At 61.1% G+C, this 13,626-nt stretch carries 17 protein-coding genes and 2 pseudogenes; 4 read left to right on the plus strand and 15 right to left on the minus strand.

Annotated elements, in window-relative coordinates; genetic code table 11:
- From A2I95_RS22565 to A2I95_RS22580, 4 genes are all read right to left on the minus strand, one after another.
- On the minus strand, positions 1-337 hold a 337-nt coding region (locus A2I95_RS22565; protein ID WP_291733481.1), incomplete at its 3' end, for a TRAP transporter large permease subunit.
- Positions 338-348: 11 nt separating this feature from the next.
- Positions 349-861, minus strand: a complete 513-nt coding sequence (locus A2I95_RS22570; protein ID WP_291733483.1) for a TRAP transporter small permease — start codon at positions 859-861, stop codon at positions 349-351.
- Positions 862-973: 112 nt separating this feature from the next.
- Entirely contained in the window at positions 974-2,119 is a 1,146-nt protein-coding gene (locus tag A2I95_RS22575) for a TRAP transporter substrate-binding protein (protein WP_027256517.1), read from the minus strand.
- A 23-nt stretch (positions 2,120-2,142) separates the two neighbouring features.
- Positions 2,143-2,328 carry a hypothetical protein gene (locus A2I95_RS22580; RefSeq protein ID WP_027256518.1) on the minus strand — a complete coding sequence of 62 codons (186 nt, stop codon included), beginning with the start codon at positions 2,326-2,328 and terminating at the stop codon, positions 2,143-2,145.
- A 131-nt stretch (positions 2,329-2,459) separates the two neighbouring features.
- Between A2I95_RS22580 and A2I95_RS22585 the strand changes: the two genes are divergently transcribed.
- From A2I95_RS22585 to A2I95_RS22595, 3 genes and pseudogenes are all read left to right on the plus strand, one after another.
- Positions 2,460-3,488 carry a LacI family DNA-binding transcriptional regulator gene (locus A2I95_RS22585; protein ID WP_291733486.1) on the plus strand — a complete coding sequence of 343 codons (1,029 nt, stop codon included), beginning with the start codon at positions 2,460-2,462 and terminating at the stop codon, positions 3,486-3,488.
- Positions 3,489-3,687: 199 nt separating this feature from the next.
- Positions 3,688-4,429: pseudogene (locus A2I95_RS22590) on the plus strand (transposase).
- 152 nt (positions 4,430-4,581) lie between these two features.
- Positions 4,582-4,845, plus strand: coding sequence for a hypothetical protein (locus tag A2I95_RS22595; RefSeq protein ID WP_291733487.1), 264 nt, complete (start codon positions 4,582-4,584; stop codon positions 4,843-4,845).
- A gap of 489 nt (positions 4,846-5,334) precedes the next feature.
- Here the strand turns inward: A2I95_RS22595 and A2I95_RS22600 are convergent.
- The 5 genes and pseudogenes from A2I95_RS22600 to A2I95_RS22620 all read right to left on the minus strand — a co-directional run bounded on the left by A2I95_RS22600 (position 5,335) and on the right by A2I95_RS22620 (position 9,237).
- Positions 5,335-6,104, minus strand: a pseudogene (locus A2I95_RS22600) (formate/nitrite transporter family protein).
- Positions 6,105-6,110: 6 nt separating this feature from the next.
- Positions 6,111-6,671 (minus strand): hypothetical protein, encoded by a 561-nt coding sequence (locus tag A2I95_RS22605; RefSeq protein ID WP_291733489.1) that lies wholly within the window; start codon positions 6,669-6,671, stop codon positions 6,111-6,113.
- Complete coding sequence (locus tag A2I95_RS22610) at positions 6,668-7,267, minus strand: SCO family protein (RefSeq protein ID WP_291733490.1); 600 nt, start codon at positions 7,265-7,267, stop codon at positions 6,668-6,670. The genes A2I95_RS22605 and A2I95_RS22610 overlap by 4 nt, the downstream gene beginning before the upstream one ends.
- Positions 7,267-8,727 (minus strand): cbb3-type cytochrome c oxidase subunit I, encoded by a 1,461-nt coding sequence (locus A2I95_RS22615; protein ID WP_291733492.1) that lies wholly within the window; start codon positions 8,725-8,727, stop codon positions 7,267-7,269. Before A2I95_RS22615 ends, A2I95_RS22610 begins: the two co-directional genes overlap by 1 nt.
- Positions 8,728-9,237, minus strand: a complete 510-nt coding sequence (locus A2I95_RS22620; RefSeq protein ID WP_027256526.1) for a cytochrome c oxidase subunit I — start codon at positions 9,235-9,237, stop codon at positions 8,728-8,730.
- Between the two features lie 106 nt (positions 9,238-9,343).
- Here A2I95_RS22620 and A2I95_RS22625 point away from each other — a divergent pair, with 106 nt between their 5' ends.
- Positions 9,344-9,808 carry an Rrf2 family transcriptional regulator gene (locus A2I95_RS22625; protein WP_291733494.1) on the plus strand — a complete coding sequence of 155 codons (465 nt, stop codon included), beginning with the start codon at positions 9,344-9,346 and terminating at the stop codon, positions 9,806-9,808.
- A 57-nt stretch (positions 9,809-9,865) separates the two neighbouring features.
- Here the strand turns inward: A2I95_RS22625 and A2I95_RS22630 are convergent, their stop codons facing one another.
- From A2I95_RS22630 to A2I95_RS22655, 6 genes are all read right to left on the minus strand, one after another.
- Positions 9,866-10,030 (minus strand): hypothetical protein, encoded by a 165-nt coding sequence (locus A2I95_RS22630; protein WP_156916775.1) that lies wholly within the window; start codon positions 10,028-10,030, stop codon positions 9,866-9,868.
- Complete coding sequence (gene ccoP, locus A2I95_RS22635; protein WP_291733498.1) at positions 10,017-10,889, minus strand: cytochrome-c oxidase, cbb3-type subunit III; 873 nt, start codon at positions 10,887-10,889, stop codon at positions 10,017-10,019. Before ccoP ends, A2I95_RS22630 begins: the two co-directional genes overlap by 14 nt.
- The gene (locus A2I95_RS22640) at positions 10,880-11,047 is read right to left on the minus strand and encodes a cbb3-type cytochrome c oxidase subunit 3 (protein ID WP_027256529.1); all 168 of its coding nucleotides are present in this window, start codon (positions 11,045-11,047) and stop codon (positions 10,880-10,882) included. The genes ccoP and A2I95_RS22640 overlap by 10 nt, the downstream gene beginning before the upstream one ends.
- Positions 11,044-11,775 carry a cytochrome-c oxidase, cbb3-type subunit II gene (gene ccoO, locus A2I95_RS22645; protein WP_027256530.1) on the minus strand — a complete coding sequence of 244 codons (732 nt, stop codon included), beginning with the start codon at positions 11,773-11,775 and terminating at the stop codon, positions 11,044-11,046. The genes A2I95_RS22640 and ccoO overlap by 4 nt, the downstream gene beginning before the upstream one ends.
- A 5-nt stretch (positions 11,776-11,780) precedes the next feature.
- Complete coding sequence (gene ccoN / locus A2I95_RS22650; RefSeq protein WP_027256531.1) at positions 11,781-13,403, minus strand: cytochrome-c oxidase, cbb3-type subunit I; 1,623 nt, start codon at positions 13,401-13,403, stop codon at positions 11,781-11,783.
- Positions 13,393-13,626 (minus strand): DUF1971 domain-containing protein (locus tag A2I95_RS22655; RefSeq protein WP_291733501.1); only part of this gene is annotated, 234 nt, incomplete at its 5' end. The genes ccoN and A2I95_RS22655, both read right to left, overlap by 11 nt.

Raw genomic sequence — 13,626 nt, forward strand, 5'->3', positions numbered from 1 at the left:
CCAGCACCGTCGCCGAACCGAACCCACCGCGCGTCCAGCAGGTCAGCGCCTCGGCCACGTCGAGGAACTTCTTGCTCAGCCCGGTGCGGACCAGAACGTCGCCGGTCAGGATGAACAGCGGCACAGCCGTCAGGGCGAAGGCATCAATACCGGTGAACAGGCTTTCGCCAACCGCGCTCAGCGGCAGGTCGCCCGACATCACCAGCATGGTGATTGCAGCCGCGCCAATCGCGGCCCAGACCGGCACCGCCAGCGCGATGAGCGCGACGAACATGATCACGGGGATATAGAAATCCCAGCCCAGTTCGACCGTCTGATTGAGTGTATTCCACAGCATCTCTCAGCCCCTCAATCAAACAATTTGTCACCTTCGAAGACGGGGGTACCGTCGCGAAGGCTGCGCCAGTCGCGCAGGAAGGATTGCAGCAGGCGCCAGGTCATCAGGGCAAAGCCCGCCGGCACCGCCATCAGGAACCAGACCATGGAGATGCGCAGCCCGTGGCTGACAGAGCCGAATTTGGCGGAGACCAGAACCGTTTCAAACGACCAGTAGAGCGCGATCAGGGCAACCACGAACATCACCAGGTCGCCGAAGATATACATCAGAGCCTTGGGGCGCGGGCCGAGATAATGCAGGAGCACATCGATCCGGATATGGGCGCGTTCCTTGACCGCAGCCGCGGCGCCGATCCAGGCAAGATAGATGAAGGAATAGCGGACTATCTCCTCCCCCCAGATCGAGGAAAAGGCAAACAGCTCGCGCCTGATCACCTCAATCGCCATGGTGATGACCAGCATCACGTAGAACACCAGAAGCAGCCAGCGCTCTGCGTTCTTATCTATTGTCCGCAGGATGTTCATTGCCATTCCCAAGGTTCAGGCACGCCCCGCAGCCAGCCCGGCGGGCTGCTGCGAAGGCGGCTGTTGACATGAGGGCAGGGCGCTGGGCTTTGGCCCCGCGTCCCTGACCGGCTCAGGCGTCGTGGACGTAGTATTTGCCCTGCGTGCCGGCGGCCTCTTCCAGCTTGGCGAAATTGTCCATCGATCCGGCCAGCTCGGTCTTGAAAGGATCCCATTCGCTACGTTGGTAGCCGCCGGCCTCCTGCCATTCGCCCAGCTGGTCGCCGTTCAGCGCATGGAATTCCACGCCTGCTTTGGCAAGCTCTGCCATCGCATAGCCGCGGGCGGAGGGCACTTTGGCCAGGTTCTGATGCGCGGTCAGTTCAGCGCCCCACATCACACCATCCTGCACGTCGGCAGGCAGGGAGTTGAACCATTCCAGATTGCATGAATAGACTTGGCTGTCCGGGACCGCCTGGGTGAAGGTCACATGGCTGAGGATGTCCTTGAAGCCAAAGACATAAAGCGCGCCGACGGACGGGTCGAGCGCATCCGCCACCCCCTGTTTGATCGCCGAGGGTGTTTCGCCCCAGGCCACCGGTGTCGGGTTGGCGCCGACCATGCGGTAATACTGCTGAAGCATTTTCGATCCCGGCACCCGGAATTTTACACCGGACATGTCGCCGGGCGACATCACCGCATTGCCACCTTTGCGCACAGCCACCACGCGGGGGTCGATATTTACGTAAAACAGCGCCTTGAAGCCGTTGGCCTCCACCTTGGGATGCACTTCGGCCTTCCAGAAATCGGAGTTCACCAGATTGGTGAAACGCTGGTTGGAGCCGCAGAGGTAGGGCATGTTGATCAGGTCAACGGTAGAGGCAAAAGGCGCGAAGTTCGACAGCGAATGCTGTGCCGCCTGGATGGTGCCGCCCTGAACCTTCTGCACCAGCGCGCCGCCTGCACCCAGCTGGCCGCCCGGGGCCAGCTTGACATAGATCTTGCCGTTGGTGGCGTTCTGGATGTTCTCCTTGAGGTCCAGCTGCATGATCGGATAGCTGCGCGACGCGCCCAGCACATATGCCGTGGCCACAGTCATGATATGTTCTGCCGCGCGTTCACGCTCCTTTTCCTCCTTGGCAGTCTGCGCAACTGCCTCGGACGACCAAAGCATGCCGCCTGCACCGGCCACCAGCGCGGCGGTGAAGGAGCCGGTTGAGGCCAGTTTCAGAAAATTGCGGCGCTCAGCAGATTTGAGGCCATCCTTGCCATTCGTCATTGTCTTCCTCCCTTGGATTTCAGTCAGCCGCCGTTTTTGTTTTTCTGGTCAGCCTCTCGTTTGAGAATTGCAGCCACAAACAGGATCGAGGCTGCAAACAGGACCACCATCTCTCCAACGTCACTCAGAAAACTGCCGCCGCCAAAGGCGCCCAAGGCGACATTGGTAAAGAACACGGCAAAGACAGCCACTGCAGCGAAGAGAAACATCAATAGATCCCGAGTTATTATCCCAACACCATTTGTAAGCGCTTACATCAACAATGCAAGCGTTTACATGGGCGGATGGCAACGGCTGCGTTTTGTGTTATGACCTAGGGCAAAGGATTGGCAGGCATCACATGGGAAAAACCCGTTCAGCTCCGACACTTAACGATGTTGCAAAGGCGGCGGGTGTTTCGACCGCCACGGTTTCCCGCTGCCTGAATTCTCCAGAGCAGGTGATCGAGGCAACCCGTGAGCGGGTCATGCATGCGGTCGAATCACTGGGCTACACGCCGAATTTCGCGGCCCGGGTGATGGCGGCTAAGCGCAGCTTCACCATCGGAGCGATTATCCCGACCATGGACAATGCGATCTTTGCGCGGGGCTTGCAGGCCTTTCAGGATCAGCTGCGCGAAGACGGCTATACGCTGCTGGTGTCCAGCTCGGCCTATGATCCCGCGGCCGAACGCGAACAGATCCGCACCCTGGTTGCCCGTGGTGCCGACGGGCTGCTGCTGATCGGGCATGAACGCGATGCAGATATCTATGCGTACCTGGAGTGCCATCAGGTTCCTTCACTGATTGCCTGGTCCTACGACCCGGAGGCGCAGCGGCCGTCTGTCGGCTTCAGCAACACAAACGCCATGGGGGAGCTGGCGCGGAGCGTGATTGCAGCCGGCCACCGGCGGATCGCCATGATCTCGGGGGTGACACAGGGTAACGACCGGGCGAAAAGCCGGGTGGAAGGCGTCAGGCAGGCGATGGAGGCGGACGGCCTAGACTCCGCCACCTTGACGCTGATCGAAACGCCTTATGAAATTGATATGGGCGCCGAAGCCTTTGGGCGGCTAATGGCCCTGGCGCCACGCCCAACGGTGGTCATGTGCGGCAACGATGTTCTGGCCGCCGGTGCCCTGCGCGAGGCGCACAGACTGGGAATTCAAGTGCCGGAGCAGGTCTCGGTGACGGGGTTCGATGACATCGAATTGGCAGGGATTGTCAGCCCTGCCCTGACTACCGTTCATGTTCCTCACCGGGAAATGGGCCGCAAGGCGGCGCTCGAACTTACAGCAATGGTTGAAGGCAAATCGGAAGGCCGGTCGGTCTGCATTAATACGAAGCTTGTTATCCGCCACTCACTGGCAGAGCCCTCTTATTGTTCATAGGAAAAATCACGCAGGAAAGGTTCGAGCAATCGAAACGCGCCTTTTGACGGCAGCTCTGGCACGTGGACACTGACCAGTATCCAGAATCGCCGTGACATTTATCGGTTCATATGAATCTCTCCAACTCAACGGGTAATCCCCCGATCTTAGGGGGATGCGGAAGTGGAATTTTCTCGGCAGGATGACTGAGGAGTTTCCGATGAAGAAGACACGTTTCACTGAGGCCCAGATCATGGGCATCCTGCAGCAGATGGAGCATGGGGTGCCGGTGTCCGGGCTGTGCCGGGAGCACGGCATGAGCAGCGCCACCGTCTATAAATGGCGCGCCAAGTATGGTGGCATGGCTGCCAGCCTTATCAGCGAGATGAAGGCAATGGCCGAGGAGAACCGCCGGCTGAAGCGCATGTCCGCCGACGTCAGCATGCAGAACGACTTGCTGAAGGAGGCTCTTGGAAAAAAATGATGCGGCCAGCTCAGCGCCGAGAGTTGGCCGTGAAAGCGGTGGCGATGAAGGGGGTCAGCATCGCGCTGGCGTGCCGGGCGTTCGGCATCAGCGAGACGTGCTGGGCATAGAGGTGGACTTCCCGCTACCGGCTGAGCGGGTTGTACGCGCGCTGAACCAGATCATCGAGTGGCGCGGCGCACCCAGAACAATTCGAGTCGATAACGGCCCGGAGCATGTCAGCGGAACGCTCATGGAGTGGGCTGAGAACAGGGGCATCACCCTGGCCTATATCCAGCCTGGCAAGCCCCAGCAGAACGCCTATGTCGAGCGCTGCAACCGGACGGTCCGGCACGAATGGCTTGGCCTCTACATCTTCGAAAGCATCGAGGAGGTGCAGCAGATTGCCACCGGGTGGCTGTGGTCCTGCAACAACGAACGCCCCAACATGGGCAACGGAGGGATGACACCTGCACAGAAACTAAGATTGGCCGCGTAAAATTCTATGACCAAGCCCCCGCAAAAATGGGGATTACCCTCCGGGCTACCACCCGTCTGCGCCAGAGGCCATCGTCCTGATGGACCAAAGGCCAACCATGCACTAACTTTCAATTTGGACCACTCAAGTGGGGCTATTCACCGGACACGGTGGTGTTTCACCCGTCGATGGCGGAGGCCTACCGGGAGCGGGTGTCGCGGCTGATCCGGAGCCTTGGGTCCGCCGAAGGCATGGAAGAAGCCAAGGAGGCGCTGGTGGAGCGGATCGTGCTGCCGCCTGCGGCGGAGGGCACTGGCCTGGGTCTGACCCTTGAGGGCGATCTGGCTGGGCTGTTGCTTCATGCGGCAGGTGTGGAAGGCCTAAATACGAAGAAGGCCCCGGGCTGTTCATCCGAAGCCTTTGATATGTATGGATAATTAGTGTTGGTTACGGGAACAGGCAACCGCCGTATTCTACCGGTCCTCTCCGCAAATGTATAGTTGCATAGAAATGCACAGGTAACGGCAAAATTGTGAAGTGAACGGACACTATGAGCTTAGGACATCACAACAAAATCAACCGTTGCGCCCAACGCAAACATGCCATTGCTGGAGGCTTCCTGCACCACAGTCCAGCGATGCGGCGTTTCGAAAACGGAGTTTCCCTCCAATTGCAGCGGTTTTTGGGGCAGAGCATTAAGTGACCTTCGTTCCCTGGATCAGATGTTGCAGGCGCAATTGCGCCCTTCCAGCAAGCAGACATGAAAACTTACCAAATAGGTGGGCGCAGCCCTTTACCGTGGCTTTGAAATCGAGTGCATACGGGCTTAATTCTCCGGCGTTCCTGGCACGTCTCGCACACAAGAAGCGGGAGCAAACCGAAGGCAGCGCCATATATTGCCGCCACACCTTGCTCGTCACACCTATTCAGCGGGAAATTGCAGCTGACCGGGGTTCAGCAACAGCTTCCGCCCGCGGGCGGGAAGCTGCGCGCCAGTAGCCCCAGTCCATGATCACCGCGCCGGCAAAAGTATTGCCCAGGGTGACAAAGGCCAGGTTATAGGCCGGACCGGCCAGGGAGATGCTGTCCGGGTGATCCGACATCAGCGCCACCGAAAACACCATCATATTGGCCACGCTGTGCTCGAAACCGGCAGCAATGAAGGCGTAGAGGCACCAGAAGATCACGATGCACTTGGTCACGTCATCCTTGGCCCGGGCCGAACACCATAAGGCAAGGCAGACCAGCCAGTTGCACAGCACCGCCTTGGCAAAGAGCTGTACGCCGGTTCCGTGCATCTTCTTGGCTGCAACCTTGTACGGCAGCGCGTCCTCGCCCGCGCCCAGGATCAGTCCGCCGCCGCCTGCTGTGAACAAGGCCGCCAGCAGCGAAAGAGATCGCCCAACCCGCTTTGTCCGGTCAGCAGCCCGTGGGTCATGTACATGGTGTGGCCAGTGAACAGATCGGTCCTCGCAAACACCACTAGCGTCAGCGCGATGCCGAAGCTTGCGCCCATGACGAGGGGGCGGATGGCGCCCTCCCCCTGCCCGACCGAGAAGATCAGCAGGATGCCCGCGCCGGCAAAGGCGCCGGCCTTTAGGGCCAGGATCAGAAAGGCCAGCGGATCACCCCGCAGGCTGGCGCTCTTGTTTCGCGCCACTTTGGCAAAGCCCGGAACGGTATCGGCATAGGCCATTTCAGATCAAGCTCCGCATTTGGTGCATCCCGCCGTGCCAACCGGCATACTTCGCAGCTGTCCAAACAGCAGCGGGAAGGCCCAAAGGCAGGCCAGCGCCGCGGCGAGATAGAGGAAGGCAAAGCCCAAGTCCTGCTGGGCGGACACCAGGTAGGAATTGCAGATCCGCACCGGCGCATGGGTGTAAAGGAACCCCAGAACGCCCAGCATCGACAGCGCATTGGCCTTGAGGAAGCCGCGCAGAATGGGATCAAGCCAGAGCCAGGACAGCCGCAGGGGCAATCCCAGCAGCAACGGCTGTGTGGTGTGTTTGGCCAGCTCTCCCACAGGCGTCAGCGCCCAGTCCACGTTGCGCGGCAGCATCCAGAACAGAAAGGCTGTGAGCGCCGTCAGCAACAGCGGTACCGCCCAGTGGCGGGGCACTTTCAAATGCCAGCCCGCTAAGGCACCGGCCAGCACCAGCAAGGGCATCTGCAACAGCACATGCTGGATCGGATTGCTCACAGCCGCCTCCTGCAGAGCGACGGCTTCGGCCAATGCGAGCAGTCCCAAGCAGATCATCCTCATGGCTGCACCTCATGCACATGGGCGGCCACCGCCTCCACCGCATCGGTATCAAAGACAGCCGAGAACCGGCCGCTGCCATCAATCACATGGATTGCCGCATTGTGCTGGTAGCCGCCCCATTCATCCGGGATGACTGTTACATCGAACAGCTTCAGAAGCCCGTCCAAGTCACTCTCTTCAGGCCGGGCAACAGTCCATTTTGCGCCATCCGCCTCGTGGGCATCGCCGTAAATGGCCATCTGCTCCGGCGTGTCCCGCTCCGGGTCAAAGCTGACAGACAGCAGCCGGGCCGTTACCCCCTGCGCCTGCAGCCGGTCGCGGATTTCGGCAAAATCTGCCGCGGCGATCTGGCAGATATCACCGCAAACCGTGTAGATGAACTCGACCAGCACAACCTCGCCCGCTTGCGGCAACAGCGGCACCCGCTGGCCGGACATGTCCTCCAGCATCACCGCGGGGACCGGGCGGGGCGACCGGGCAACATCCAGCCGCCGGGCCGCCTCGCTGGTGAAGGCCTGCGCCCCGTCTGTGGCCTGCCACAGAATCCCGCCGCCAATGACAGCGGCGAGAACCGGGGGGAGAACACGGGCCAGCATCAGCTCTCGCTCCGCCCGAGCCGTGCCACGAAGCGCAGCACAAAGACCAGGGTGCCCAGCACCACCAGCACGCTGAACGCGGTGCCGATACGGTCATGGGTCAGCCATTCCTCGTAATGCACCGCCCAGCGGCGCGGGATTGAGGCGGCGCCGGAGAACAGGAACACCGTCACGAAGCCCGCAGCGCCAGCCAGGTAGGTGGCAAAGGCGGCTCGGTCCAGCCCGCCCATCTCCGAGATCGTCTTGCCGCGCACCAGCCAGGCCATGAAACCAAAGGCCATCGCCACCTCGCCCAGCAGCAGGTAGGTGTGGAAATGCCCCGGCACCCACATGGTGTTGTGCATCACCTTGTTGACGCTGATCATCCCGTCGATCGAGGCCGGGATCGACCCCACCGACCAACCAGCCACCGACAGAACCAGCAGCGACGATGCCAGGTCCCAGGTCATCTTGGACCCGCGCACATAGAGGAAGGTGGAAAAGGCGGTGACAGCAATCAGGGGAATGCCGCTGAAGTAGGAGACCAGCTGCCCCACCACCAGCATCCAGGGCGGCATGACCACGTCCTGCAGCAGGTGGTGCCAGTAGACCGCCATCACAAAGACCAGCACCGCGTTCCAGGCAATCGCAAACAACCGGTTCGATTTCCACGGGCGCCCGGTGTACTCCGGCAGGATTTCATAAACCGCCGTCACCGCCATGTAGATCGATGCGTTGATGAATACGTGGCCGAAGAAATAGATCAGGTTCTTGGCCAAGAGCGCGTCGACCTCAAAGCCCGGCACCAGCAGATGCACCAGGCTGGCCACCAGAACGGCGGCACCCAGAATGATGCCGATAGAGTTGAAGATGGTGACCGCTGCCGCTGCAACGATTGTCGGCGGCGGCGGGTTGTTATCCTCGCGCCCCAGGATCAGGTTCCAGCCAAGCGCCCGTGCCAGGCTGCCGTAGCGTTCATGGGTTTGGCGGCCAAGCTCCAGATAGTACAGCAGGAAACCAACGCCGATCGACACATAGCCCAGCATGAAGGCTGCGGCTGCACCAGCTTCCCACGCGCCGCCGGACAGGGCTGGCAGCGGGAACAGGAAGGTCCAGGCACCGCCATAGCCACCGATGAATATCGCGCCCAGGATCAGCACGACACCCAGCAGAAACAGGCCCAGGAACGCCCAGAAAATACCGGCAGTCAGCACCACATGGCGGCCGCTGAAGTACCACAGAATAGCCGCGCCCGAGAGCGCCGCAGTGCCAACCATGCCAGCGCCATGCGCGGTCAGGATCTGGTAGAACAGGGCCGGGTCCAGCTCGATCCACTGCCCCTGGGCCGCCCGCATGATGAGACCGAAGACCATCATCAGCACAAACACCGCGCCGGCCAGGATCATCGTCAGCTTGACCGCTCCGGCCTGGGGTTCAGCTGCGGCACACCCAGACGCAACAGGTTCAGATGCAGTGCTCATTTATTCCTCCACCGCTACAACTTCGAATTCATTGACCATGTCGTGATGCGCCAGCCCGCAGAACTCCATGCACAGGATCTGGTAGCTGCCGGGCTCTTCGAACGTGTAGGTGATCTGCGTGGTGTAGCCGGGGATCGCCTGGATCTGGGTCAGCAGCGTAAGATCATCGTCATAGATGCCCATACCGTGGGTCACGTCCTCGGTTGTCACGTTGAAAGTGACCGGCTTGCCTGCCGGGATTTCGGTGGTGTCGATGTCCCACCACCACTGGCCGCCGCTGACATTCACCTCCAGCGCATCGCCGGTGGCGGCCAGCGCGTGCGGCCACTCCCGCAGCGAGGCAACGGAGACAATCACGCCCAGGATCGTCATCGCCCAGATCAGCCCGGTGCGTTTTGCGTTGGCGCCAGGCCCCGGTGCCGGGCCACGCGACGCCCGCACCGCCAGAACACAGACCGCCGACAGCGCCGCCATCAGGATCAGCGAGATTAAAAGAACAACTGGCTGCATGTGTCGCACCCTTTAATAGGTATTTGAGATGCCCATTATTGAGAGCGGCGATACATGTCAACAAAATACGTCTTTTCAATGCATATTAATTGTGGGATGAACGCGTATGCAGATCACCAAGTTTTCCGATTACGCCCTGCGCATCCTGATCCACCTCGCCACGCATGAGGAAGGATTGATGTCCACCCGCGAGATTGCGGGGATGCAGAAACTGCCCTTCAATCACCTGGCCAAGATTTCTCAATGGCTGACCCATGAGGCGTATGTGGAATCGGTCCGTGGCCGTAACGGCGGCATGCGTTTGGCACTTCCGCCAGAGGCAATCTCGATTGGCGCGCTACTACGAAAGTCAGAAAGCGGCACCCCCTTGGTGGAGTGTATGAAGGAAGATGGCGGCTGCTGCGTGATGACCCCGGCCTGCGGGCTGCTGCCGGTTCTGAACGAGGCACAGGAGGCCTTCTTTGCTGCGCTCGACGGCAAGACCTTGCAGGATGTTCTGGACGGAAACCGCGGCATGAAAAAATTGATCCGCGCGCTGGAAGCAGACAGAGAGACTGCAAAACCGGCATAATGCGCAACACATATGCGCATTATATTCTCCAACGGCGTGGCAGCAGAGCCGGCCGCCCTACTTGGCAGCGCCGGACACCACCCCCTCCAGCTCCTGCCCGTCCCAGGCCTCAAACGCCACTGACAGATGCCAGGCCTTGAAGCCCAGATAGCCTGCCAGCAGCGCCAGTATCAGCAGATACATGGCCCTGCGGAAACGCGGGTTTTCCTCAGCTTGGGGCATCTTCGGCATTCCACAGCAGATACAGCGTCAGCATGCGGATCTGAGCATCGCTCAGGCGGCCCTCCCAGGCCGGCATGACGCCCTGCCTGCCGTAATAGACGCTGCGGCGGATGTCCTCGCGGCTGCTGCCATAGATCCATTGGCCATCGCCCAGATCCGGCGCACCGTTTTCATAACCGCCACGGCCGTCGTCACCGTGGCAAGCGGCGCAGTTTTCTTCGAAGACCACACTGCCCGCTTCAGCCGCTTCGGCATTGTGATCAAGCCCCGACAGCGACAGCACAAATTCCGTTACCTGGCCGACCTGCGGCTTTTCGATCATCCCATCACCCCCGAAGGCCAGCATCTGGGCAATCCGCGTGTCGTCATGCAGGGCATTGATGCCATAGCGGATGGTGTATTCGATCTCCTCCGGGGTGCCGGACCAGAGCCAATGTGCGTCCGCCAGATTTGGAAAGCCCGTCTGCCCCTGCAGATCCTCCGTGTGGCAGGCCGCGCAATTGTCGGCGTAAAGCTTGGAAATGGCGCTGCTGTACCGCGCCTCCAGCGACGGGTCGGCGGCCAGTGCTTCGATGTCTTCCGACGCAAAAGGCGCAAAGGCCTGCTCGCGCCTCGCCTCTGCCTGCGCCACCGCTGCGGTCACCTCTGCCCGCGAGGAATATCCGAGAAGCCCCTTGGCATAGCCGGTGACGGCAGGAAACGACGGGTAGAGCAGCCAGAACAGCACCGACACCGCGATGCTGATCCACAGCGCCCAGCGGGAGGCCCATGGCACCGGCGTGTCCATCTCCTTGATACCGTCCCATTCGTGGCCGGTCAGCTCGGTGCCGGAGACCGGATCCTTTTCCCTCACCGCCATGGCTGGTCCTCCCGCCCGTCCAGCGGAGACTGGGCCGCATCGTCATACATCCGGCGCCGCGCGGGCCAGTAGACCCAGACCACCGCCGCCAGGAATACGGTCAGAAGGTAGATCGCGCCCCAGGTCTTGGAGAAAACCAGAACTGCATCATGTGTCATCGGTAGCTCTCCTCCGGGTTCAGCGAGTCGAGGTCGGCCAGGGTGCCCAGCATCTGCAGATAGGCGACCAGCGCGTCCATTTCGGTGAGACGCCCGGGCTGGCCGTCAAAGTCGCGCACCTGCACGTTTTCGCCATAGCTCTCCTGCAGCTCGCCTTCGTAGTTCTGCTCGAAATCCGCCTGCCGGGCCGCATCCTTTTCGGCGGTTTCGATCTGCGCGTCCGTATAAGGCACCCCGGCCCGGCTCAGCGCCTTCAGCGACGCAGGCAGATGGCCGGTCGACAGCCGGGTCTGCGACAGGAAGGCATAGCCCGGCATCACGGAGCCTTCGACCAGCTCTCGCGGCGCTTCCAGATGGGCCACATGCCAGGCATCCGAATACTTGCCACCGATCCGCGCCAGATCCGGACCGGTACGCTTTGACCCCCATTGGAACGGGTGATCATACATACTCTCTGCCGCGAGGCTGTAGTGGCCGTAGCGTTCCACATCAGAGCGCAGGGTACGGATCATCTGGCTATGGCAAGCATAACACCCCTCCCTCACATAAATGTCGCGGCCGGCCAGCTCCAGCGGTGTATAGGGGCGCATCCCTTCAACTTCCTCGACAGTGTTCTCGATGGTGAACAGCGGCGCGATCTCTACAATACCGCCGATCGAGGCCACCGCCAGGATTGCCATGGCAAACCCCAGGGAGTGGCGTTCGAGCTTTTGATGCTTGGTGCTCATGGGCGTTACTCCGCAGGCTGCCGGGACAGCGGCCCGGTTTGCTGAACTTGAGTTTTGCGCGGCCCGCTCACCGTCATGTAGATGTTGTAGGCGCCGATGCAGGCGCCTATCAGATAGAGCAGCCCGCCCACCGCGCGGGCGGCATAATAGGGGTGCATTTCAATCACGCTATCGAGGAAGGAATAGAGGAAGGCGCCATCGGCATCATAGGTCTGCCACATCAGCGATTGAGTGATGCCGCTGTTCCACATCGCGCCGACATAGATCAGCGTGCCGGACAGGGCGAGCCAGAAGTGCCAGGCCTCAAGCTTCAGGGAATAGACGCCGTCGCGCTTCCAGACCCAGGGCACCATCTTGTACATCGCGCCAAAGGTGATGAAGGCGACCCAGCCCAGGGCGCCGGCGTGCACATGGCCCACGGTCCAGTCGGTATAGTGGCTGAGTGAGTTGACCGGGCGGATCGCCATGAAGGAGCCTTCAAACGTGGACAGCCCGTAGAACAGGATTGCCACCATCATGAACCGCACCGCCGGGTCGGTGCGCACCTTGTCCCAGGCGCCGTTGATGGTCAGGATGCCGTTGAAGACCGAGGCCCAGCTGGGCACCAGCAGGATGATCGACATGGTCATGCCCAGGTACTGCACCCAATCGGGCAGCGCCGTGTAATGCAGGTGGTGCGAGCCGGCCCAGAGGTAGAGGAAAGTGATCCCCCAGAAGCCCACGATGGACATCCGGTAGGAATAAACTGGCCGGTTCACCGCCTTGGGCAAGAAATAATAGAGCATACCGAGGAAGCCGGCGGTCAGCAGGAAACCCACCGCGTTGTGGCCGTACCACCATTGCGTCATCGCGTCCTGAGTGCCTGCAAACAGCGAATAGCTCTTGGGGTAGGCGATCGACACCGGCACCGAGAGGTTGTTCACCGTGTGCAGCATCGCAATCACCACGATGAAGCCGAGGTAATACCAGTTGGCCACATAGATATGCGGCTCCGCCCGCCGGGCCAGGGTCCTGAGGTAGAGGGTCAGATAGCCGACCCAGACCACCAGCAGCAAGAGGTCCGCATACCATTCCGGCTCGGCGTATTCCTTGGACTGGGTGATGCCCAGCGGATAGCCGGATGCCGCCACCACCAGGAACAGGTTGTAGCCCCAGAACACCAGCCAGGGCAGCGTCTCGCTGGCCAGCCGCGCCCGCGAGGTCCGCTGCACCACGTAGAACGAGGTGGCAATCAGCGCGTTGCCGCCAAAGCCGAAGATCACGCCGGAGGTATGCACCGGCCGCAGCCGTCCGAAGTTGGACCAGGACATATCGCCATTGAGCGACGGAATGGCCAGCTGCCAGGCCAGAATGTCGCCGACCGCAAAACCGATGATGCCCCAGATCAGCGCCGCAATCACGCCAAAGCGGATCACCTTGTCATTATAGGCCATGGGAACCCCGGCCGGCCCCTCGCTGATGCGGTTCAGCATCCACATGATGCCCCACCCCGCCGTCAGCGCAATCAGCCAGCCATGCAGCACATAGGCCACGGGCACGCCCCAGCCCAGGATGGCCAGCCCGGCCAGCAGCACCAGGCCCAGAACACTCAGGATGGCGGTATCTTCCAGGGGAATTCTACGCAGCATCGGGGGCCTCCTGCCGGAAGAAGCGGACTTCGAATTCCACCTGGCCAGGCGCATCCACCGAATGCACCTCCTGCGGCGCAAAAACGGCAGCCTCGCCAGCCTTTATCAACAGGTCCGCCTTGCCTTCACGGCGGAACAGCAACTGCCCGCTTTGAACCGCCAGCTGCCCCCAGACCCCCGCCTTGGTGCTGTGGTGCGTGCGCAGCTTTTCCGGAAGGGTTTG

This window comes from Leisingera sp. F5 (assembly GCF_001593695.1).

Excerpts from the sequence above, each read along its gene's own strand:
- A2I95_RS22570 (WP_291733483.1), bottom strand. The coding sequence starts at position 861 with ATGAACATCCTGCGGACAATAGATAAGAACGCAGAGCGCTGGCTGCTT.
- A2I95_RS22575 (WP_027256517.1), bottom strand. The coding sequence starts at position 2,119 with ATGACGAATGGCAAGGATGGCCTCAAATCTGCTGAGCGCCGCAATTTT.
- A2I95_RS22580 (WP_027256518.1), bottom strand. The coding sequence starts at position 2,328 with ATGTTTCTCTTCGCTGCAGTGGCTGTCTTTGCCGTGTTCTTTACCAAT.
- A2I95_RS22585 (WP_291733486.1), top strand. The coding sequence starts at position 2,460 with ATGGGAAAAACCCGTTCAGCTCCGACACTTAACGATGTTGCAAAGGCG.
- A2I95_RS22605 (WP_291733489.1), bottom strand. The coding sequence starts at position 6,671 with ATGAGGATGATCTGCTTGGGACTGCTCGCATTGGCCGAAGCCGTCGCT.
- A2I95_RS22610 (WP_291733490.1), bottom strand. The coding sequence starts at position 7,267 with ATGCTGGCCCGTGTTCTCCCCCCGGTTCTCGCCGCTGTCATTGGCGGC.
- A2I95_RS22615 (WP_291733492.1), bottom strand. The coding sequence starts at position 8,727 with ATGAGCACTGCATCTGAACCTGTTGCGTCTGGGTGTGCCGCAGCTGAA.
- A2I95_RS22620 (WP_027256526.1), bottom strand. The coding sequence starts at position 9,237 with ATGCAGCCAGTTGTTCTTTTAATCTCGCTGATCCTGATGGCGGCGCTG.
- A2I95_RS22625 (WP_291733494.1), top strand. The coding sequence starts at position 9,344 with ATGCAGATCACCAAGTTTTCCGATTACGCCCTGCGCATCCTGATCCAC.
- A2I95_RS22630 (WP_156916775.1), bottom strand. The coding sequence starts at position 10,030 with ATGCCCCAAGCTGAGGAAAACCCGCGTTTCCGCAGGGCCATGTATCTG.
- ccoP (WP_291733498.1), bottom strand. The coding sequence starts at position 10,889 with ATGGCGGTGAGGGAAAAGGATCCGGTCTCCGGCACCGAGCTGACCGGC.
- A2I95_RS22640 (WP_027256529.1), bottom strand. The coding sequence starts at position 11,047 with ATGACACATGATGCAGTTCTGGTTTTCTCCAAGACCTGGGGCGCGATC.
- ccoO (WP_027256530.1), bottom strand. The coding sequence starts at position 11,775 with ATGAGCACCAAGCATCAAAAGCTCGAACGCCACTCCCTGGGGTTTGCC.
- ccoN (WP_027256531.1), bottom strand. The coding sequence starts at position 13,403 with ATGCTGCGTAGAATTCCCCTGGAAGATACCGCCATCCTGAGTGTTCTG.